The sequence below is a fragment of the Nostoc punctiforme PCC 73102 genome, from assembly GCF_000020025.1.
Taxonomy (GTDB): Bacteria; Cyanobacteriota; Cyanobacteriia; order Cyanobacteriales; family Nostocaceae; genus Nostoc; species Nostoc punctiforme.
Genome location: NC_010628.1, coordinates 5191374 through 5213809 on the forward strand (window position 1 = coordinate 5191374; position 22436 = coordinate 5213809).

Sequence of the window (22436 nt, forward strand, 5' to 3'; positions counted from 1 at the left end):
ATTGATTAGATAAGGCTTTGAGATAATTAATTCTTTTTTGTGGGGTATAGGTTCGGGAATCTTTTTGTTCGCTAAACTCAAGCTGAACTGCGATCGCTCCATGTACCAATTGCTGCAAATCCTGACCTATTCACAAACACAACAGAATGGGTTAGTGTGCCCTAAACGCATTGATACACTTTGGCAGGTATACTATACAGAGAAATTTCCAGATGAGAAAATCAAGAAAAATATGACACAAAAAATTATTTACGGAACAGTTAGTGATGATGGAATAAAACAGGTCGGTGAAGGATTTGAAAACCTTTAACCCTTACCCTTTACCCTTTCCCCCAAACCCGATTCCGAGTTAATAATGCTTAACCGAGAAGTATTGTTTCGACACCAACCTACAAAATCTAATACAACATTTTAGCCTTGCCACGCCAGCAGGGTGTGTTAGCAACAGTGCAACACACCTTCCATTTAGAAATTTCTATTTGTTCATGGATAGAGTATTCATAATTCTGAATTTTGACTAATGCACCAGATTTCCTTGTTTAAGTTGCTCCTTGGCTAAAGCCAATGCTTGATGAGCATTTTTAAACTTTGTTTCATCCGTAAATTTATGATCAAAACACTTTAAATAAGCTTCCAAATATCTAATACGTAAGCGTGGATCGACCGGACTCAGAAGAAAGGGGAGGTCAGCTTCAACCATAAACCGTATAGCCAATAAGGGTATAGGGCTACGAAGTGGACGAAAGTCTGGATTGTGCATACCAGGAGTTTCATTACGTTTATGAAATTCTCCTATCATCAGTCCTGATTCAACAAACAAAGGTTTAAGTTTTTGTTGGACACTATCTATTAATTTACAAGCATCTTCTATATGGACATCAGGAAAAATAAGTAAAAAAGCTTTGTTTATTGCTAATTCCTGCTCTTTAACTTCCATTTTCAGAAAGATGTCTTTATAGCTTCCAACAATCTCTTCTAGTTGTTCTGGATACAAATATTTGGTACGAATAACTGCTAGACGAATACTGTTTGACTTGAGAGAGTGAGGTACAAAAGGGCAAACTGCGCCGGGTCTTCCTAACTTAGGATGAGGTCTTGCTAAAAAACTTTTCACCCACTCTATAGTTTCAAGTAAGTAAGGACGGTCTTCGTATTCCTGGAGTTGTTCGATTTCAAGAATTGTATATAGTTGCATCAGCTTAATGAAATAGAAGGAATTTCTGAAATCTGAATCCAAATTGTGTGCTTGAAACTAACTATTATCTAACTAAACAAAACAAGCCTTGATCTTTTTCTTTTTGGTTCATTTATAGCTTGTAGTAGATAAAAATGCTAAGGCATTTTTGTAACTCAAAAAAATTACACCAATCAATACATAAAGATATTTTCACACAAAGCAAGTTATGATTATTGCTTTTTGGCATTTGAGCTGAGAGACATACATAATGTATTATCCAGTAGCATTCTCCTACTTTTTTACACTTTTAAGCTTCCATGATTTTCAACAAAGATATTATAAAGTTTATATCCAAATAGTTATTTTTACTGTAAAACTTTAGTTCTGATTTAACAGCTTAACATCAATGTAGTACAATTTTATACAAACAAACTTCTGTCTAAATAGTTGTTTTTGCCGTTTTTCCCTGGTGTCTTCACTAAAGAAGGAATAATATTGAGTGCTATAATATACTTATATAGGATTTACGCACTGTACAGAGGAATCATGTTCTGTATCAGCAGAAATATGCCATATCGGATTTTTATTAATCATTTTCTGATGGTAAATAGACCTGTGCTGTAGGGGCAATATCCTGTGGGTACTCCATTGGAGAACCCGTAGAGTAACCGCTTTATATCTACATGAATCGGCTTTACACAATTTATGCTTTTTGACGCTAACTGAAGCGTATTGATCTATATTTGGTCTTTCCTGTGAATGCGTAAGTTCCGCTATTCTTCATGAAGATGCGCTTAATTTAAATGAACCCCATTTATACGAGAGGCTTGCGCCAACGCGCTATATCTCCCCGAGAAGGACGCAAAGGAAAAGAGCATTTAAGAATTATTCAGTACAATCTAGAGATAATTTGTATAATTAACTGCAGCAGACTAAATAGATCGATATGATGCTGTCCTTTCTACTAAGACAAGGCCAGTTACTACAAGTTTGGGAACCAAGGTTGTAGTAACTGCCTCCCTTACAGAATTAAATATTTGTTTAATTGCCAGTTCCTTATTTATCACCAAATTCTTTCACCACTGGCATAGCATTAGAAGGAATCTGCGTAATTAGGCGAAATGGAAATGCTTTAGTCGAAGCAAACTGGGCATAATCTGATGTCAGAAAGATAGCGTAGTTTTTAGCTTCTGGAGTCATCTGTGCAGCAAACGCTAAAGTTATAGCTTTAAGGTACTTGCGAATATCTGCTGCTTGTTCGCCTACAACTTCACCGCCACTAATGGGTGTATTTGGTTGTCCGATTTGATCCATAGTCTTACTGGGGTCTTTTACACTCAGATGAGTACCCCCAACTATACCAACTAGCCATTTGGGGGATGGAATTTTGTCAAATCCCACAATCTGTTCAGTTAAAGCTGGGGTGGTTTTATCTGCGGAACCTGCTAACACTAGAGTAGGAACTTGCACCTTAGTTAACCCAGTTTCGCCAAAAATCAGAGAAGTTGTAGGATTGAGAGCGATCGCCTGTTTTATTCTTGTATCCCGTAATTGATAGGTATTTTCTGGCAGTTCTTGGGCGATGCACTGCATAGCTTCTCCTAGACTTAAGATAGCCAAGTTCTTTTTGCAGCGTTGTTTGAGCCGTTCTAGTTGTAACTCCCCTCCCGCAAGTGCTAAAGCTGTACTACCACCAAAAGAATAACCAACAACCATCGCGTTCATGGTCGCAAGTTTCCCTTGTAGGGGATGATTAGTCGTTTGGTTGAGCTTTTCTAATTCATCGAGAACAAAACTAACATCTTGAGGGCGATTTAAAAACTCTTGAGGCTTCACAGGTCTGGTTTTGCCTTGTAATGCAGAATTAATATTATCCTCATTACTACCAGGATGTTCTAAAGCAGCTACTACATAACCGTGAGATGCTAAATGTTCTGCCAGGTAACGCAAGTCCGTGCGGACTGATCCTAAGCCGTGAGAGAAGACAATTAAGGGTTTATTGGCAGTTGCATCATTTGACCAGTAAATATCAACTGGAATTTTGCGTTGGCGCTTTTGATCATTCAGGCTTAAGTTGAGTATTTTTACTTGAGCCGTTCCTGGTTGGCTGGGATCAAAAGGGAAAGCAATCTGCGATGTTGTCGAGTCGAGTCGGGGAGCAATAGCTACCATAAATTGCTGCGTGCGCCAAAAAGCTGTATTCAAATTCCCTGCAACTATGAAAGCTTTTGGTAAATCAATTTCTAAGCGTTTACTCGGATAAGCCGCGATAAAACTCAATATAGAAAGACCCCCTGGCGCAGTAGAGCCTAATACCAATCCTCCTCTCAGTGCTTGTACCCCAGCATTGTCCTTTCGGGCTAAGGCTGTAGCGAAGTCATTGAGAATAGTTGTGCCAATCTGAGTATTAAGCAACTTATTAATGGTGACAACGTTCATCGGTATATTCATACCTAGTGCCCCTAATAGGAAGCGGCGTTGTTGTTCAGATAATCCTTTAGCGTAAGACTGCAAGCTCCTAGGCAATTCTCCTGTTTTGGCAGCGTTTTGCAACTCAGTAAGTGAGATGGATTCTGTAAATAAACCCAAACGCACAACAACGGTTTCAGCCGCAATAGCCGAAGTATTTACCCCAAACTGTGTAAGTACAATTGCACTAAAGAAACCTGCAACTGTCTTAAGACTTCTCCAACTTCTTCCCATAAATATTTATACCAACTGCTACTTAGGGGAATATAACGAATATTTGTGTATTTGACTACCCCTTTAATCGCCCAGAAATCAAAGCAGATTTTTCTCTGAACTCGGTAGAAATCGCCCCAATCTGCTCAAAGCAATCAAAGCTCATCAAAAGTAACGAATTGTAGAATTCATTACAGCTAAAAAATTTGAGCATGAATCAGTGTTAACAGCCACAAAAGTCTGATTGTTTCTCCGCTAGGTTTAATACTGTAAAGAAACTGTAGAACAGATGAAGCGATGCCTGCGGCGGTAAACTATGCATCTCCAATTTGCACTTTTTGCCGGCTGATGTTCTCATAAAATTTTAGATTTGGGATTTTGAATTATTAAATACAAAATTCTCTTCGTTACAAAAGTTTCAGCATTTATCTCAGTTTCAGCAATGTCAAAATTTTGTTAGCAACAATCAAAAATCATTTATCCAGAGCAACTAGATTTATGTATGTGGTCATCTAGAAATTAAAGTTTGAAATTGAGTGACTGCAATTTTTTTGACAGCAAATTTTAAATAGCCCTTTAATATTTTGTCTTTGCCTTTTAGAAGGTGTTGCAGAGGTGTTGCAGGTCGATAGTCTTACTGCTGTAGCTGCACTATCATTACTCATTAAATTCTACTAGCCGCATCAATAATTTTTCTTGGCTTTATGCGTCGCAGACTCCGCTATATTTTAATTTTGCTACTCTCCTTGAGTATTATTACACTGTGGTGGCCTGTGAATGATTCTGATTGTAATTTCGGGGATCTTTTAGTATCAAAAACTAAAAAATTTCAAGTAAATGCTACTAAGGTTATTGTTCAGCCGTGGCGTGGTCGTCACCATGTATATGGAATCTTTATGATTCCTAATGAATACAAAGAATCTCCATTTTTTGTAGTAACAGTCCAAGGTGCCGGCAGTTACTGTTCAAAACAATTTGGTTATAAAAAAAACTTTAATGATGTCTTTGCTGAACCAGGAACTTATTTGGTGCAGAAGTTTGTTAGAACTCGAACGGCTTTGCGGCTCATTTTCCAAGGTTTGTACTTCCAAATCAATGATAAACAGAACTGGACGTTGACTTTACCTGAACCAAATACCACTACCGCTACGTCTAATTAGTGATTTGTTCTTTAATCGAACTTACGCAAACAATAGTCAAAACCCCGATTTTAGACGTAAAGTAGCTTATTGCTCCTAATGCCTGTACTGTTGCGTAAGTCCTATTTAATTACGAATTATTCCCTCTGCTTGGTGGTTGAGTTTGCAAAACCTGATTCTTATTTAACAAGTTACTAGTAGCATTGACCACAATCTGCGCTGCTCCTGTAAAAAACGCTCTCTCGATAGTCGCAGGAACATCGCTAGGTTGATGATAATGCGGAGTCCGTAAATTTGCTGTATCTGTCACTAGCACCGCACCCACACCCTGATACCAAAATGGTGCATGATCGCTCCGTAAAGTGTCTGGTGTCAGTAAACCTTTAAAAGGAATTGGTAGTATTAGGACTGGTGGCAGATTTGATTCCTGTTTATTCAGGGCGCTTGAGGGGAGCATCTGTGAGCTTGGAAAGGCATTCAGCAAAGGCAAATGTTCCATATCACCAACCACTGCCAAAAAGTCGCCCTTGTCACTAGGTGGCGTAACGGGCAAACCCGCCGGGTATTTCTGACAACCAACAGTGTAACAAGCATAACCAACCATATCCATAACGATCGCTCCGTCTAAATTTTGCAAGCGTGCTGTCTGACTCACAAAAGCCTGACTACCCAAAAGTCCTGCTTCTTCTTTGTCAAAAAAAGCTAGCTGTAACGTCCGTGGTGTGGGACGAGAACCAAGCAACCGCGCAACTTCTAGCACTACAGCTACACCACTAGCGTTATCATCAGCACCGGGGGATAAGGCAACAGTGTCGTAATGCGCTGCGACGAGAATTGCTTTAGCGGCTTTGTTAGTTCCTATACGTTCAGCAAAAATATTTACACCCTCAGAGAACTTTTCCAATTTGGGCTTCCAGCCGAATTTTTTCAGTTCAGTTGTGATATAAGTGCGAGTGAGCGATCGCTCTGTTGTTGTGTAGCGCTGAAAATTTAACTTTTGGATATGGTTTAATAGCTGATCGGTAGACACTTGTAGGGTATCATCAACTTTTTTTAACTCTAGTTGTGCTTGCGGCGTTTCCACAGGAATGCCTTCAACAATTGCTGGTGAGGGACGCTGTTCAAAAAACGTCCGGTCTATGCTACCCACCACGGCAAATGCCATCAGCATCAACAGCATCAGCCAAATCCATTTTCTCATGTGATTTATCCTTGGCTTCCTGACTTAGGGTAGCGCAAACCCCCAGGTATAACTTTCCAGGATTGCTAGGAGGGTTTAGTATTTTGGTTCCCTAAATTCTTAGATAAACCTACAAAGTAACTTTGCAATCAGCTTAATTGTCTATTTTAATACAATTTTCTTTTATTCAATCTGCTATCGATTCTTGAGTCTCTTGATCAGTTGAAAGTCTTTTTATCATTAATACAACTTCTTCTTCTGGCACTTCTAAAGAATACCCGTTCAATATAAGAAAGGTAGCCATCGAAACGAAAGCTACCCTTTTATTACCATCTATAAATGAATGATTTTTTACAAATGCAAAAGCTGCCGCTAACTCAAAAACAGTTGGTATAGGTTCACCATAAGCAAATAAATTTTTAGGTCTATCTAAACTAGCTAAAAACAGATTTCTATCTCTTATACCTGGAAGTCCACCATGTTCTGCTAGTTGTTCTTCGTGCATAGCTTTAATGACTGCCTCACTCAACCAAAAAATATCATTCACTGAGCTAGCTCACGAAGTGCATTCCTATATTTACTGCTTACTTTTTGATAAGCTTCCATAGCCTTTTCAAATTCAGACTTGTCAGGTGTGGTTTGAGGATTATGAGAATGTTTCACAACGAAAAGTACCCCATTCTTACTATGTCTAAATTTTAGACTTTGAGAAGATGGTATCAATTTGTTTTTGATCTTACGAAGTCTCAAGGTTTCCATGATAAACAAAGCCAGTGATTATGGCTTTAATCTATTTGTCCTAAGCTCAATATACCTTATCTAATTAGGTCAGGTCACTTTAGTTAAATTGCTTAAGCAATAAGCAAGGATTTATGAAATTATTTTTAACTCTATTGCAAATAGACTTCTCTTACTGAGATGATGCAGCCGTTCTGGTATATGTGGCACTTAAGCAGCAAGCATAATCAACCGCAAAAACCTAAACTTTAGAAATAGTTTTAGTCTTATATTATACTTTAAAGACGGTAGTTTAGGATTTACGCGTATGTAGGGAGTTTTAGAGTGTTTACATTTTCTTTCCTAAAGTAAATATCAAGTTTGACGGTTTGTCTTTTGACAGCGATCGCAACTTTACGTAAAGTGCCGCACTAGAGGAGTGCTGAGTACTGAGTAAAGAAGAAAAGAATTTCTTATTACTTCTTCAAAATCTTTATTCTGACACTCAGGACTCATAACTCAGAACTCAGGACTTTTTTTATGGTAGATTTGTTGCTGATCTCAATCCTGGGGTTCCTGGGGAGTTTTGGACACTGCTTTGGGATGTGTGGCCCTTTAACAGTGGCATTTTCCCTGTCTCATCAGCGAAAAGGGACATCACCCTTAGAAAAGCCAGACACTTGGCGACAACAATTAAAATTTCATCTTTTGCTAAACCTGGGGCGGATGTTGAGCTATGCTCTAGTCGGTGCTGGCATTGGGGCGCTAGGTTCGGTATTGCTGCAAAGTGGACAGCTAGCGGGAATTGGCAGCGACTTTCGGCACTGGATGGCAATTCTGACTGGTGTGATGCTGATTTGGTTTGGCTTAGGGCAAGTAAAACCCGATTTGCTCCCGCGCATTTTCGTGTTACATCCTCTATTACAAGGTAAGTTACACGATCGCCTCAGCACAGGAATGGTTAAGCTTTCCTTTAAAACTAAATGGTGGACACCAATACTTTTGGGGATGACTTGGGGTTTAATGCCCTGTGGTTTCCTGTATGCTGCCCAAATCAAAGCCGTTGAAACTGGCAATTTATGGATGGGTGGGGCAACTATGCTGGCTTTTGGACTGGGAACCCTGCCCACTATGCTAGGTGTAGGCATCTCCACATCGTTGGTAAGTAAAGACAAGCGCAGTCAGTTATTTCGATTAGGCGGTTGGGTGACACTCACCATTGGCATCATTACCCTGCTACGGACTGGTGACACAATGGTAGATTACACCGGGCACACCGCTTTATTCTGCTTAATATTGGCGTTAATTGCGCGTCCTATTAGTGGGTTGTGGGCTTCACCATTGCGTTATCGCCGCGCCTTGGGGGTGGGATCTTTTGTGCTTTCTGTGGTTCACACCTTCCACATGATAGAACACTCATTGCAATGGAATTTTGCCGCCTTTTCTTTTATGCCGCCAGAATTTCAGTGGGGTATGGCTGCGGGTGCTGTAGCATTAGTATTAATGTCCCCCGCCGCTTTAACGAGTTGGGAATCGTTGCAGAAATCTTTGGGCAAGCGTTGGCGACAGATTCATCTATTGGGTGTGCCAGCCTTGCTCTTGAGTGCTATTCATGCTGTGTTGATTGGTTCCCATTACCTGGGTTCCTTGCAATCAACTTGGGGAAATAACTTAGCGGCAGTACTGATGGGAATTTTTACCCTCAGTGTCTTACTAGTGCGTTCGCGTTTTTTTTGGTCAAAGTTAGCCGTAGAAAAGTTTTATGTCCCCCCAACAAAATCGCGGTAAATTATCCTTGTTCTCTGGCTCAATCCCAATGAGTCAAAAACAGAGGCATCACCTACTCAAAGGCATTTCTTGGAAGAGTCAAGGAACAATAAAGTATTTATTATTCCTGAGTTTCTTAGTTATATCAGTCACTAATCCTTACCCTGCATCTGCTCATAAAGTGGAAGTTGCTGGAGATGTTGGTGGCACACTCCACATTGAGCCAAATGATAATCCTCGGGCTGGAGAACCCTCCCAAGTCTGGTTTGCGGTTACTCGCAGAGGCGGAAAGGTGATTCCCTTGGCACAGTGTAATTGTCGGTTGGCTGTTTATGCTGAACCTTATGCAACCGGAGAGCCTGCACTGCTAGAACCACGCTTAGAAGCTGTAGCAGCCGAACGTTATCAAGGTATTCCAGGTACAGAAATTATCTTTCCCAAACCAGGTATTTATGAGTTGCAACTAAATGGTAAACCAGTCTCTGGGGAAAGATTCAAACCTTTTAAGTTCAAATTTGAAGTTACTGTAGCAGGCGGTTCTACACAAAATACACAAATTCAGCGAGATGTCAATGGTGATTTAGTAGAGGGTGAATCTCAGAAATTACCAATTTGGGCGATCGCACTGTCAATCTTCGGATTTATCGGCATCTTAGTTGTCGTATTGCGAAACATGAGAGGAGGTGGGGAGTAGGGAAGAAGCAGAGGGGCAGGGGGCAGGAGGCAGGAGGCAGGAGGCAGGAGGACAAGGTGGCTTGAGTGAGAACTTACAACAAGTCTTTCCCCATTCCCCATTCCCCTTTTCCTACTTATGTCGCTTTTGATGCCACTGCCACGCATGAGCGACAATATCTTCGATGGATGGATACTGAGGTTGCCAGCCTAAGATTGTTCTGGCTTTCTCGCTAGTGCCAATGAGAATTGGGGGATCTCCGGGACGGCGATCGTGTTCTTCTACTGGTATCGAAGTTCCTGTCACTTGTTCGGCGGCGGCAATTACTTCTCTGACGGAGAAGCCGCTACCATTGCCCAAATTAAAAACTTCGCTATCGCCACCTTTTAATAAATATTCCAATCCCAAAATATGGGCATCTGCTAAGTCGTTAACATGAATATAATCACGAATACAAGTACCATCGGGCGTGGGGTAATCGGTGCCGAAAATTGAGATGGATTTTCGTTTGCCTAAAGCTGTCATTAGCACTAAGGGAATCAAATGGGTTTCTGGGTTGTGATCCTCGCCGAGTAAGCCATTGGGATTAGCACCAGCAGCATTAAAATAGCGGAAACGCACTGATTGAAAACCATAAGCAACATCAAAATCAGAAAGAATCCGCTCTACCATCAGCTTTGTAGCGCCATAAGGATTAATCGGGTTTTGGGGATGGTTTTCTGGAATCGGTACAAATTCTGGCACGCCGTAGGTAGCACAGGTAGAAGAAAAGACAAATTTCTTTACAGATGCTGTCAGCATCGCTTCTAACAGGGTCAAAGTACCAACAACGTTATTGCGGTAGTATTTAGCCGGGTCAGTTACTGATTCTCCTACGTAGGCGTAGGCAGAAAAGTGCATCACAGCAGCAATATCGCGGGTTTTAAATAGGTGATCTAGCAAGGCGCGATCGCCTGTATCCCCTACTACCAGTTCTACCTGTAAAATCTTTTCTACCAGGTCACGATGCCCATAGACCAGATTATCAAGGATGACAACGTTATAACCCGCTTGCTTCAAAGCTAGCACCGTATGAGAACCAATGTATCCAGCTCCCCCCGTAACCAAAATGGTAGGCTTTCCAGACGACATAGTTTTTCCTTTTAAGTGGATTACTCAATTAATTTAGTTTACCGGTGCCACATTACTCTTCTGGAAAATTATAAATAATAGACGCAGTGTTAAAAATTTGAACTAAAATCACTACGACGGTAGTCTTTGGGTGTGAGGTTTGAAGTATTTTAAGTCAAACAGTACGATTACAATTTGACAATAAAATAAATCCATTTCCCGAAACCTCTAGGTTGACCCTTATGGGTGACGCTTCTAGCGTCGCGGCTAAGAAGTCACTAGTTGTTTTATACAGGGAAACCATGCAGGACAGTTCCTCCTGGGGCATGAAAACCCCTAGTCAAGTGGACTGTCTTACCACCACACTGGCTCACCGCACCAGAAAATTTGAGAGTTAATCTATGTTTCTATTGCTAAGCCGGGTACTGTTGTGGCTGCTGATTGGCACTATCGTATATTCTTTGTTCCAGCGATTTTATCCCTCTGGAACTTTTGTAGGGCGATTAATCTTAGTCGTTATCTTGGTAATCGTAGCCCTTTCATTCCTTAACCCCAGTGAACCAGCTGTGGCATCTTTGTGGAGAATGCTATCTTTTCCACTCAAGCCTCTGGGGGCCTCTGTTTTACTGATGATTTTGGCTGCTCAAAAAATTAAAGGAGGTGGAATAGAAAAACCAGGAGGATACTTGATAGGTTGGGCACTGACGATTTTGCTCTTGGCAAGTACACCAGCAGTCGCCTATTTCCTTTATCGCGCACCTCTAGCAATGACAGGTGACACATCTGTAGCATCTGCTGCACCAACATCTGGGACACTGGTGGCATTAGGGCAACCAAACACCACAGCAAATATCTCAGATGTAAAGGGAGATAGCATTATTTCTTATAATCTAAGAGTGCCTCCCTACCTATTACAAGGAAATCCTCAAGATATTCGCACACGCGGTTTACGACTTGAAGACTTTGTACCAAATTCGGAAACGTTGCAATTGACAACAAGAACTTGGGAAAGTTATCTCGTTGAAATTTACAGGTTCTTGCGTGTTCAAAGGTAATAAAGTGAGAGAGAAGTCAGAATTCAGAATAGAGAATTCAGAATGCAAGAGGCTCGATAAGGTAGCGTTCGCGCAGCGTCTCGTAGAGAGGAACGACGCTATTTAGTGGGGGATTTAACCCGCCACTAATAGCGTAAAGCCTGCGGCATAGCAAATCTTAAAGATGCTACGCCTAGCTTGTTAGAGCAAGTTTTCGTACTCTTAGGTCGAAGCAAGCTATGCGTAGCGTTTCGTAGAGAGCGTCTTGCAGACCACCAAATTCAAAATTTGCTGGGGGACTCTGACTCCTGAATTCTTTCTTGTTAATTTACAAGGGATATTCTCTCTACATAGCTGCCTGCTTGGACTAGCAGTTAATCTAGGATGATAAAGTTGCAAAATTGCTTTAATGGCAAAATCTCGACGAATCGCTAAACTCAGTGCTTATCTACGACCCCATTGGCGGGAAGCGTCATTAGGCATTCTCGCTTTGTTGTCTGTCAATGCACTGGGCGTTTATATCCCTTGGTTGATTCGTGCTGGTGTTGATAAACTCTCAACAACCTTCAACTGGAACGAAATACTACATTATGTAGTAATCATTGTCTTGCTCAGTTCGGCGATGTGGCTAATGCGGATGGCATCACGCATTTGGCTATTTGGGGTAGGTCGTCAGGTGGAATTTGACCTGAAACAACGGATTTTTGAACACTTACTCAAGCTGGAGCCGGCTTATTTTGCCAGTAATACTGCTGGCGATTTGATTAATCGGGCTACCAGTGATGTGGACAATATCAAACGGTTATTGGGTTTTGCCGTTTTGAGTTTGGCAAATACGGTGTTTGCCTACGCCCTGACACTGCCAGTAATGCTAGCGATTAGTGTGGATCTGACGCTAGCATCTCTGGCAGTTTACCCTTTTATGCTCTTGTTGGTGAGTCTGTTTAGCGATCGCTTACGCAAACAACAAGCAGCAGTCCAAGAGCAACTCTCTGAAATCAGCGAACTCATCCAGGAGGATATTAGTGGTATTGCCTTAATTAAAATCTATGCCCAAGAAGCAAACGAGCGTCGAGCCTTCTCCAAGAAAAATCAGCAGCTATTGACTGCTAACCTGGAATTGGCAAAACTCCGAAATACACTTTTTCCGCTAATTGGTGGACTAGCTAATATCAGTTCGTTGGTAATTATCTGGCTAGGGACAGCGCGGATGTCTTCTGGAGCGCTTCAGGTTGGCGATTTTTTAGCACTGTTAATTTATGTAGAGCGTCTAGTTTTCCCCACAGCCCTTTTAGGATTCACAATTACTGCGTACCAACGGGGTGAAGTTAGTATAGATCGCCTTGAATCTATTCTCTCTGTCACACCGAAAATTCAAGATGCAGCCGATGCCATACATCTACCAGCAGCTGAACTTAAAGGGGAAGTGACAGCGAAAAATCTCAGCTACAGTTACCCTGGTTCTACTACTCCAGCTTTAGAAAACGTTAACTTTACTATTGCTCCTGGAGAAACCGTGGCCATTGTTGGGGCAATTGGTTCGGGAAAATCCACTTTGGCGAATGCTTTACCGCGCTTGTTGGATATTGAATCAGGACAATTGTTTTTAGATGGGCTGGATATTACTAAAATAGCTTTGGCAGATTTACGAGGTGCGATCGCTTACGTTCCTCAAGATAGTTTTCTATTTAGCACTACAATCAAAAATAATATCCGCTATGGCGATCCAATTAGCGAACAAGAGCAGATAGAATCTGTTGCTAAACTTGCCAAAATTGAATCAGAAATTAAAAGTTTTCCTCAGCAATATGAAACTCTTGTTGGTGAACGCGGTATTACTCTTTCTGGTGGTCAACGACAACGTACTGCCTTAGCTAGAGCTATGCTGGTCAATGCGCCAGTGTTAATTTTGGATGATGCTCTCTCTAGTGTGGATAATCAAACAGCCACGCAAATCCTCAAAAATCTCTCCAGTGGTACTGAACGCAAAACAGTAATTTTCATTACCCATCAATTATCTGCGGCGGCTGCGGCTGACAGAATTTTTGTGATGGAAAAGGGAAAAATTGTTCAAATAGGCAATCACTTAGAACTATTGCAACAACAGGGTTTATACAGAACTTTGTGGAGCCAGCATCAAGTTGAGGAATTACTGCATTAAAGTTTTGACCGAAAAGCATATTTTATCGTTTGTTGGGTAGCACAGTTGTGCTACCCAAATCTTTAGGGATTACAGTATGCCCGTTCAGCTAATGTGACATCTAGCACGAATGGATTGTCATTACCTTGAAATTTGGCGATCGCGTGACTGCGTTCGATTTCAGTAAGATCGGGTGGGTCTTGCTGATTCCATTTACACAAAGTCTGACGCTGATTCTGAAAGTAATTTCGGTCTACCTTCTCAGCTTGATTTTGATAAATAGTGTAAAAGTAGAAAATTGCCCTAGCTATATCCCCTTTTACTTTTTCTCTAGGCTCAAATTTAGCAGATGATGATTCGCTAAACTCGTCAATTGCTCTAGTAGGAATTGTAGATTGAACAGTATCATTTCGATACCATTTTTTAGTACTTGTGTCGGCTATATCATCGAAGGGTTTATTTCCTCGCTCAGTATTAATATCTTCTCGTGCAGGAAATAAATGGTGAAGGTCGCTTCGGGCATTACCGTTGTCAGCCCCTTTACTTTGCGGCCAAACGTGTTCGGTATTAAGTCCTAACTTATCAGCTTCCTGACTAGGATCGCCATTACCATTTAGACGAATTTGGTAACTGGCATAGATATCTGTCACAATACCTGCTTGATTGTCAATAACGCCAAACATTTCGTCTCTTGCGCGATCGTAGTTCAAGGTTTTGCTAGGCGTATACTCCTTAGCAAGTTCTTTAACTAGAGCGACTTTGGATAATTGAGGCAATATAATTGCCGAATCACTTACGGGAGTGGGAGTAGGTTGAACAACAGGAGGAATAGTGTCAGAGGTAGACTGGTTAGCAGGTAATGTAAACGCTGCAATTACAGGATCGTGGTCGCTGACAGGTCTACTAAAGCCAACATTGACATGCACAATGTCAATTTTTGGTTGAGCAACACGAGAAAGATTTTCACTAACCAACAAATGGTCAATGAGTTGAGGATTTCCCTTGAATTTGAAAGTAAAGCGATCGCTAGCAGGTAAACTATCTGTCAGATTCTCAAGAATGTTACCCTTCAAAGTTTTTAGAGGTAGAGAATCTGGTAAATCGTTTAAGTCACCCAGTACAATTACTTTGGCTTGCGGATCAACTTCTAGTATTTGCCCTACGAATTCATTAACAATTTCGGCTTGCTTGACTCGTTGAACATCGCTAGGAGAACCTCCCAGCTTAGAAACAAAGTGATTAGCAATGATAAACAGCTTTTGGTCGTTAAATATAAATTCTGCTGCAAGTGGCTTACGGCTTTCCTCGAAAGCACTATTGGTAGGATCAATCCGACCTGGGTTGAGTGAGAGGTCAAGGTCATTTGCACCTTGAGTAATAGCCACAGCATCTAACGAACCGCCCTTTTTGGGCAGTTTTGCTAGAGTTACCCGACTGGGCCGAAATAATAAACCGACACGGATATTACCTCCAGGTTCTCCACCATCTCGATCGTCACTGGGTGCAATATCCACAAAATCGTATGCTGGACTACCGATATTTTCGAGCGCAGCAATCAGTTTTTGGTAAGTCTCGTTTGCATTCACAACATCATCATTGATTGATCCGTTGTTATCCTGAACTTCAACCAAACTGATGATATCTGGAGCGTTCAAATTATTTTGAATAATTTTGGCAATATCATCAAAACGTCGATCTTTTGGGTCTAAGTTCTCAACATTAAAAGTTGCAACAGTCAATACATCCTGGGAATTTTTTAGAGATGTTGTTTCCCGTTGGGCAACTGGAATTAAAGGAGTTGGCAATTGTGCTATTGGACTAGCGTGCAGTGGACTAATCCATACAAAGAAGATGAGAACAGTACTAAATAGTAACAACAATTTGATGAGTTTCATTCTCTCTTCCAATGAAGATATTTTCTAGATTAGTCTTCTTTTGAATATAGTTCAATTAAGAGAAGTTTTAAATTGAGTAAAGGTGAGCATTCTACCTGAGAGAAAATACCAGGACACAACGAAATTTTGATCTATTTTTCCACTACATTTGCGGTCTATTAGATACCGTGTTTAATATCAAATATTGATAATTAATTATTGGTAGCGATGTCTGTGACGGGTTCTCTACAAGAGGCTATAGCAGCGCCTACGTAGACCGTTATACTTTTCAATCACCGTGGCTTTAGATAACTTCATGAAGCTAGTACAAGGTAGTGTAATTACCACGTTAGTTTTTTGGGATAGGTGGGTAGTATAAATTACCGAAAAAACTAATTTGGTATATAGTGATGTTCAAAAGGAAATTATCAGAATTCCGTGCTTCACAGGAATTTTACACCTCGAAGTTAATGGATCGCCATATTGGAGCGATCGCAGCTTTAATTTTAATTAGCTTACTGAGTTCATGGAGTGGAACACCAGATAGTCATACCATCACTACCTGGTGGGAAGGCTTTCTCTGGGGATTGGCAGATCCAGTAATTGGCTTAGATTGTTTAGTGGGGATTGTTGCTATTGGCTTACTGTCATCTATGTTTGTTCGTGGCGCTGCGATCGCTGGATATTTTGTCTTAGCAGCAATCTTGGGCATTGTAATTCATCTATTCCAGCTGAATTTCCCAGGCATAGAAATAGCGATTGCTATTTCTACCATCGTTTTTAGTACTATGCTGATGATGCCAAATCAACCAAACTTTGTGGTACTTGCTCTGATGGGCATCAGTGCTGGTTTATTTCAGGGTTACACTGTTGCTGATTCTATTATTGGGGCAGAAATGATGCCACTAATTGCCTATATAGTAGGTATGACCTTGACTCTGTTTGTGGTTGCCATGAGTGCCAGAGAAATTGGTGGTGCAATGGGTATGGGAGAAATTAACCGAACTCTACCCTGGAAAATTAGCATTGCTGGCTTCGCTTTCTGTGCGATTGGCATCGTGTTTTTGAGGAATTCGATGAGCTAAATCACATATTTCAATTCAGTGGAATACATTTATTTATGGGGGCGTACACTTAGCTATGCGCCCTTATTATGTGGATAGATATTTAGAAGCTAAGTAAGTTGGCACAATAAAACTAAACTATGTAAAGAAAAATGGACTAGGCTAAAATCCTTATACCTATTGCCTATTGCCTTATCCCAACGACAATTATTTACGCTCACTTACTTGTATCTAAATAAAAGCTTATGACACCTAAATAAATTGCGGATACACTAACAGAATTAATTTATAAAAATAACTTTTAATAGTGAGAATATATCACAAAATATTATAAAAATATCAAATCTAAAGAGATTTTTTAGGAATTAAAGATTATTAATTTATCATGACAAAAAACATTTATTTTTGGCTTAATCTGCCTCTGATTGTTGGCACTGTTACAACCCGTAATTTGGAACCCGTTTACTATATCTAAGTACTTTCAAAAAAGAAAACTAGCTCATCATTAACATAAAGCTCTTATGTCATTTCACGAAATGACTGATACAAATGATTTGTCTATAATTCTATTCCCTGCTTTCCTAATGACTATTTGTATCAACCTTCAAGTGAAATGGTATTAATACTGGAGAGTGATTTATTATCGTATACATAAAATCGCAGCAGATTGATAAATTGTCAACAATTTTCATTTTTTATGAACTTTGAATCGATAAATTAACAACAACTAACAGAAGTAAGCATAAAAACTTAATCTATTTAGTTTTTTCTGCGCCACTAGTTAAGAGGTAATCTATGGTGCGAAACTCAAAGCTAGGGTACAGAACATTCCCTAAGTCTATTCTGCGTCCATCTGTTGCTATAGGTATAATTGCATCTTTATTGGTTGGCGGAATAAGTTTTTATATAGTAAAACGCTGGCAAAATTATGCAAATCCAGAAACACAAGTGTCAGCAACACAATTGCTACAGTTAAAAACGGTAACAGCTTTAGGGCGAATTGAACCACAGGGAAAGGTAATAAAACTCTCTGCTGCGGTATCTGCTGAAGGAAGCCGGGTAGAAAAGTTGTTAGTAAAGGAGGGGGATTGGGTAAAAGCGGGACAATTGATTGCAATTTTGAATAGCCGCGATCGCTTGCAGGCAGAATTAAAAGAGGCGCAGGAACAGGTAAAAGTAGCACAGGCAAACCTAAACCGTACCCAAGCAGGTGCTAAACGTGGTGAAATTGCCGCCCAAAAAGCCGCGATCGCTCGCTTAGAAGCAGAACGCCAAGGTGATATTAATACTCAAGCAGCGACAATTGAGCGATTCCAAGCCGAAGTACAAAATGCCCAAGCAGAAGACGAACGTTATCAGCAACTATATCAACAGGGTGCAATTTCCGCTTCCCAACGAGATAGTAAACGTTTAAACCTGGAAACCGCCCAAAAAAGCCTGCAAGAAGCACAAGCACAGTTAAATCGTACCCAATCAGCTAGCCAGCAACAGGTAAAACAGGCCACGGCAACCCTTGAGGAAATTGCTGAGGTACGAGGAGTAGATGTAGAAGCTGCCCAAGCAGAAATCAATCGGGCTGTAGCAGCCATGAATCTGGGAAAAATCAATCTAAAACAGGCTGAAGTGCGATCGCCTCAAAATGGACAGGTATTTGAGATCCACACCCATCCTGGCGAATTAGTATCAAATAATGGCATTGCTGATATTGGACAAACTAGCCAAATGTATGTCATAGCCGAAGTCTATGAAAGCGATATCGGCAAAGTTCATTCAGGGCAACAAGTACGAATATTTGGCGATTACCTCCCCATTGAATTGCAGGGAATCGTAGATCGCAAAGGTTTGCAAGTGCGACGGCAGAATGCCATTAACACAGATCCCGTCAGCAATATCGACAACAGAGTAGTAGAAGTTTATATCCGATTAGATGAAGTTTCCAGTCGAAAAGCTGGCAGCTTAACCAATATGCAAGTTAAGGCAGTAATTGAATTGTGAAAAATCAGGGATTGGGGACTAGGGACTAGTGACTGGGGAAGAATAATCCCAATCCCTAATACCCAGTCCCCAATACCCAATACCCAATACCCAGTACCTAATTATGGGATTGATCAAACAACTGCGACGGCGAACCCCTCTAGGATGGCTGCAACTGAACCATGAAAAAAGCCGCCTCTTGGTGGCATTGTCAGGTATTGCCTTTGCGGATCTTCTCATGTTCATGCAGCTGGGCTTTCAGACTGCGCTGTATGACAGTAATACGAGACTACATCGCAGTTTGCAAGCAGACATTGTTTTAACCAGTCCTCAAGCCCGTAACCTGCCAAGCTTGTCTACATTTTCCCGTCGACGACTTTACCAAGCAATGGATATACCAGGGGTGAAGTCGGCAGAACCTATGTATTTCAATAATACAATCTGGAGAAATCCTCAAACACATCGTGAGACGGGGGTGTTAGTTATCGGGTTTAATCCAGATAAGCCAGCCTTTGACTTACCGGATGTTAACCAGCAATTGCAGGCAATTAAGCTACCAGATACCGTTTTGTTCGACCGTGGTGCAAGAGGAGATTATCAAAAAGCGATCGCTCAAATTGACCAAGGTAAAACCCTAACTACCGAAATAGAACGGCGCACAATTACCATTAGTGGCTTATTTCAAGTCGGGGCTTCCTTTGGTTCTGATGGCAACCTGATTACTAGCGATCAGAACTTTTTGCGGCTATTTTCTGGGCGACAGTCAAGTAGTATCAGTCTAGGTTTGATTCAGGTAAAACCAGGCTATGACCCGAAAAAAGTGGCAGCAAGCTTGAAAGCCTACCTGAGAGATGATGTCAAAGTCTTAACCCACGCCGAATTTATTGAATTTGAGAACAACTTTTGGAGAACAAATTCCCCAATTGGCTTTATTTTCAGCCTGGGTGTATCAATGGGCTTTGTGGTCGGCGTGATTATCGTCTATCAAGTCCTTTCCACCGATGTTAATGCCCATGTTCGGGAATACGCCACCTTTAAAGCAATGGGATATCGCAATTATTACCTGTTGGGTGTGGTGCTTGAAGAATCGTTGATATTGGCAGCACTGGGCTTCTTTCCCGGATTGGGAGTGTCCTTAGCACTTTACCAACTGACTCGCAGTGCCACAAATTTACCCATGTACATGACTGCGATTCGGGCATTGCAGGTATTAGTGCTGACTATCATTATGTGTACAATTTCCGGTGCGATCGCCACCCGCAAACTTCAAGCCACCGATCCTGCTGATATGTTTTAAATTTGTCATTTGTCATCGGTCATTTGCAAAGGACAAAGGACAAATGACCAATGACGATCGTCACAAGTAATCGAGCTATTTATGACTAGTCAATCTGTCATCTCTATTAAAAATCTCGACCACCACTTTGGTCACAGTTCCCTCCGCAAGCAAGTTTTATCTAACATTAACTTAGAGATTAACGTCGGTGAAATTATTATTATGACCGGGCCCTCTGGTTCTGGAAAGACTACCTTGCTAACCTTAGTTGGTGGATTGCGTTCTGCTCAATCTGGTAGTTTGCACGTGTTGGGGCGAGAACTTTGTGGTGCTAGTGCTGAACAATTAGTACAAGCACGACGGCATAACGGTTATATTTTCCAAGCACATAACTTACACGGGAGTTTAACGGCACTCCAAAACGTCAAAATGGCTTTGGAATTGCACAAATATCTTGGGTTAAAAAATATGCTAGCTAGGTCAGCCCAGATGTTAGAGCAGGTAGGATTAGGAAATCATTTACATTACTATCCTGAAAAACTATCTGGAGGACAAAAGCAACGAGTAGCGATCGCTCGCGCCTTAGTCAGTCATCCTCAAATAATCCTAGCAGATGAACCCACTGCCGCCCTTGATAGTCAATCGGGTCGGGATGTAGTCAATCTTATGCAAAAACTGGCAAAAGAACAAAGCTGTACCATCTTGATGGTTACTCATGACAACCGCATCCTTGACATTGCCGATCGCATCGTTGACATGGAAGATGGTAAGCTCAAGTCAGAATTGACACTCTCAACCTAAAGTTAATCAGCTTTCATTCCTCAAGCTCAGAAATCGAAATCAGAAAATTTTAAGTAAAATTACTGTTGTCTTATACCTTATATCAACGCTAATAATATAGCGCTCATATTTGATTTTTGAAAAAACTTCGTACAACTCAAAAAGCCTTCTTGCCTCCTCCCTATTGCCTCTTGCCTTCCCACGCAAGTAACTTAAAAAATAAAAGCGGATTCCTATATCTGTTATTAGTGTATAAACGGTGATTAAGAATTAGATAAATTAAAAATTCTATAATTTCACACTATCTATATTTTACTAAAAATCATTGTAGGGTAGGCATCTTGCCTACCTGCTTTTGCAAATTAAATGCTCTATAACTTACAAAATCGAGCTTTGCCTAAATCTAATCTGGTTATTTGTAATACTTTGCCCTTGCTTTACATGGGTTACGCCATTTACTTACACTAATTTTAACTTCACAATATAGTACGAGTGTTCAGTTGAACAAGTGTCCAGTTGATTCCAAGATTTTCTTCAAGTATTATGTAATGGGTATAATTACAATGGGTTTCTTTTATTGCCTAATAAATGATACCCTGGCGAATCACTATAGAGTCTTTGCTTCAATCTAGTTAAATTTTAATATCATTACCAATGTTAATGTAATACATAGTAATACACAAAGTTAATACCAACTAACTAAATTACAGTCACAAATCATTCTCTCTTATTTCCTACCTGATGTAAGTCTGCTGTCCATAAGTCTCTGGAGGGTTTCAAAAACATCTACTTCAAAGAGGAAACACGAGTAAAAATAAGCTAGTCTATTTTCCAACACAAGCAAGGAATTTTTGTATCTCTATGATTATTGAGAATAGCGCTAGTAGTTCAAACAAGAAGTTGCTCGGTTTTGATGTCAAAAGTTTGGCAGCCAATCCCCTTGCAATAAATGTGTTAAAGGGAATATTTGCTGTTCTCCCTATTACCTTGGCATTGCCTGTAGATGCTTTACAAGTAAAGGTGACTCCAACTAGCCCTAAATTAGGGGATACACTCTCGGTAGAGATTAGTCTAGATAATCCTGAGAATGGTACAAATCCAACAGTAGCGACTGGTAAGAATACATACCCAGCTTTTCAAATTGCCCCTAATCAGTATCGGGCTTTTGTTCCCACAACTCCGCTAGAAAAAGCTGGAACTAGAACATTTAAGGTCGCAGGGGATGGTCAAGTACAAAACTTAGTTGTGAATGTGCTGAATCGCAAATTCCCCGTACAACGTATTACTTTGCCACCTGGCAAAGCTGGAGTGGATGCCACAGAATATGAACTTAAGCGTGTAGCGGCTTTCAAGGCACTACAAACACCAGAAAAGTATTGGAATGGGGTATTTTTGAAGCCAAATGCAGGGCGGATGAGTACAAACTATGGTGTACGTCGCTACTATAATGGTACATTTGCAAAGGACTACTATCATCGTGGTCTTGACTACGCTGGTGCTGCCGGATCTCCGGTAATTGCCCCAGCCCCTGGGCGAGTTGCTTTGGTAGGTAGGGTATCCCAAGGGTTTCGGATACACGGTAACGTAGTTGGCATTGACCACGGTCAAGGAGTCACCAGTATTTTCATGCACCTGAGTCGTATTAACGTTAAAGAAGGTGATCTTGTAAAAGCTGGTCAAGTAATTGGCGCAGTTGGTTCAACAGGTGCTGCCACGGGGCCACATTTGCACTGGGGTCTGTATGTCAACGGACAATCTGTTGATCCAACACCTTGGCGAACTAAGGTTGTTAATTAGTAGAAGCGGAATTAATCGCGTCTGTGCATAATTTGTGTTTTCTTTGCTGAAG

The 22436-nt window shown here is 40.9% G+C and carries 17 protein-coding genes; 11 read left to right on the top strand and 6 right to left on the bottom strand.

What is annotated here, in order from left to right:
* The first annotated feature begins 64 nt into the window (after positions 1-64).
* Entirely contained in the window at positions 65-310 is a 246-nt protein-coding gene (locus NPUN_RS20855) for a hypothetical protein (RefSeq protein WP_148220347.1), read from the top strand.
* A gap of 207 nt (positions 311-517) precedes the next feature.
* Here the strand turns inward: NPUN_RS20855 and NPUN_RS20860 are convergent, their stop codons facing one another.
* Both NPUN_RS20860 and NPUN_RS20865 read right to left on the bottom strand, forming a co-directional pair.
* On the bottom strand, positions 518-1195 hold the full coding sequence (locus tag NPUN_RS20860; protein WP_012410479.1) for a DUF6875 domain-containing protein: 678 nt from the start codon (positions 1193-1195) through the stop codon (positions 518-520).
* A gap of 1038 nt (positions 1196-2233) precedes the next feature.
* Positions 2234-3880, bottom strand: a complete 1647-nt coding sequence (locus tag NPUN_RS20865; RefSeq protein ID WP_012410480.1) for an alpha/beta hydrolase — start codon at positions 3878-3880, stop codon at positions 2234-2236.
* A gap of 683 nt (positions 3881-4563) precedes the next feature.
* On the opposite strand from NPUN_RS20865, the gene NPUN_RS20870 reads away from it, so the two are divergent.
* Positions 4564-5019, top strand: coding sequence for a hypothetical protein (locus NPUN_RS20870; protein ID WP_012410481.1), 456 nt, complete (start codon positions 4564-4566; stop codon positions 5017-5019).
* A 109-nt stretch (positions 5020-5128) separates the two neighbouring features.
* Here the strand turns inward: NPUN_RS20870 and NPUN_RS20875 are convergent, their stop codons facing one another.
* Together NPUN_RS20875 and NPUN_RS20880 are read right to left on the bottom strand one after the other, a co-directional pair.
* Positions 5129-6199 carry a M28 family peptidase gene (locus NPUN_RS20875; RefSeq protein WP_012410482.1) on the bottom strand — a complete coding sequence of 357 codons (1071 nt, stop codon included), beginning with the start codon at positions 6197-6199 and terminating at the stop codon, positions 5129-5131.
* A gap of 166 nt (positions 6200-6365) precedes the next feature.
* Entirely contained in the window at positions 6366-6725 is a 360-nt protein-coding gene (locus tag NPUN_RS20880) for a type II toxin-antitoxin system death-on-curing family toxin (protein ID WP_012410483.1), read from the bottom strand.
* A 710-nt stretch (positions 6726-7435) separates the two neighbouring features.
* On the opposite strand from NPUN_RS20880, the gene NPUN_RS20890 reads away from it, so the two are divergent.
* Together NPUN_RS20890 and NPUN_RS20895 are read left to right on the top strand one after the other, a co-directional pair.
* Positions 7436-8683 carry an urease accessory protein UreH domain-containing protein gene (locus tag NPUN_RS20890; RefSeq protein ID WP_012410484.1) on the top strand — a complete coding sequence of 416 codons (1248 nt, stop codon included), beginning with the start codon at positions 7436-7438 and terminating at the stop codon, positions 8681-8683.
* Complete coding sequence (locus NPUN_RS20895) at positions 8658-9356, top strand: hypothetical protein (protein ID WP_012410485.1); 699 nt, start codon at positions 8658-8660, stop codon at positions 9354-9356. Before NPUN_RS20890 ends, NPUN_RS20895 begins: the two co-directional genes overlap by 26 nt.
* Before the next feature lie 111 nt (positions 9357-9467).
* Here the strand turns inward: NPUN_RS20895 and galE are convergent, their stop codons facing one another.
* Positions 9468-10466, bottom strand: coding sequence for a UDP-glucose 4-epimerase GalE (galE, locus tag NPUN_RS20900; RefSeq protein ID WP_012410486.1), 999 nt, complete (start codon positions 10464-10466; stop codon positions 9468-9470).
* A 380-nt stretch (positions 10467-10846) separates the two neighbouring features.
* Here galE and fraI point away from each other — a divergent pair, with 380 nt between their 5' ends.
* Both fraI and NPUN_RS20910 read left to right on the top strand, forming a co-directional pair.
* Positions 10847-11500, top strand: a complete 654-nt coding sequence (fraI, locus tag NPUN_RS20905) for a septal nanopore formation protein FraI (protein ID WP_012410487.1) — start codon at positions 10847-10849, stop codon at positions 11498-11500.
* A gap of 388 nt (positions 11501-11888) precedes the next feature.
* Positions 11889-13640: an ABC transporter ATP-binding protein gene (locus tag NPUN_RS20910; RefSeq protein WP_012410488.1), complete on the top strand. Its 1752-nt coding sequence runs from the start codon at positions 11889-11891 to the stop codon at positions 13638-13640.
* Positions 13641-13702: 62 nt separating this feature from the next.
* On the opposite strand, the gene NPUN_RS20915 is transcribed toward NPUN_RS20910, so the two are convergent.
* A complete protein-coding gene (locus NPUN_RS20915; protein ID WP_012410489.1) occupies positions 13703-15514 on the bottom strand; it encodes an endonuclease in 1812 nt (603 codons plus the stop codon).
* A 389-nt stretch (positions 15515-15903) separates the two neighbouring features.
* Here NPUN_RS20915 and NPUN_RS20920 point away from each other — a divergent pair, with 389 nt between their 5' ends.
* The 5 genes from NPUN_RS20920 to NPUN_RS20940 all read left to right on the top strand — a co-directional run bounded on the left by NPUN_RS20920 (position 15904) and on the right by NPUN_RS20940 (position 22384).
* Positions 15904-16578 (top strand): HupE/UreJ family protein, encoded by a 675-nt coding sequence (locus NPUN_RS20920; protein ID WP_012410490.1) that lies wholly within the window; start codon positions 15904-15906, stop codon positions 16576-16578.
* 774 nt (positions 16579-17352) lie between these two features.
* The gene (locus NPUN_RS20925) at positions 17353-18552 is read left to right on the top strand and encodes an ABC exporter membrane fusion protein (protein ID WP_012410491.1); all 1200 of its coding nucleotides are present in this window, start codon (positions 17353-17355) and stop codon (positions 18550-18552) included.
* Positions 18553-18655: 103 nt separating this feature from the next.
* Entirely contained in the window at positions 18656-19828 is a 1173-nt protein-coding gene (devC, locus tag NPUN_RS20930; protein ID WP_012410492.1) for an ABC transporter permease DevC, read from the top strand.
* A gap of 81 nt (positions 19829-19909) precedes the next feature.
* Positions 19910-20608, top strand: a complete 699-nt coding sequence (locus NPUN_RS20935) for a DevA family ABC transporter ATP-binding protein (protein WP_012410493.1) — start codon at positions 19910-19912, stop codon at positions 20606-20608.
* 840 nt (positions 20609-21448) lie between these two features.
* Positions 21449-22384: a M23 family metallopeptidase gene (locus NPUN_RS20940; RefSeq protein WP_012410494.1), complete on the top strand. Its 936-nt coding sequence runs from the start codon at positions 21449-21451 to the stop codon at positions 22382-22384.
* Positions 22385-22436 lie beyond the last annotated feature (52 nt).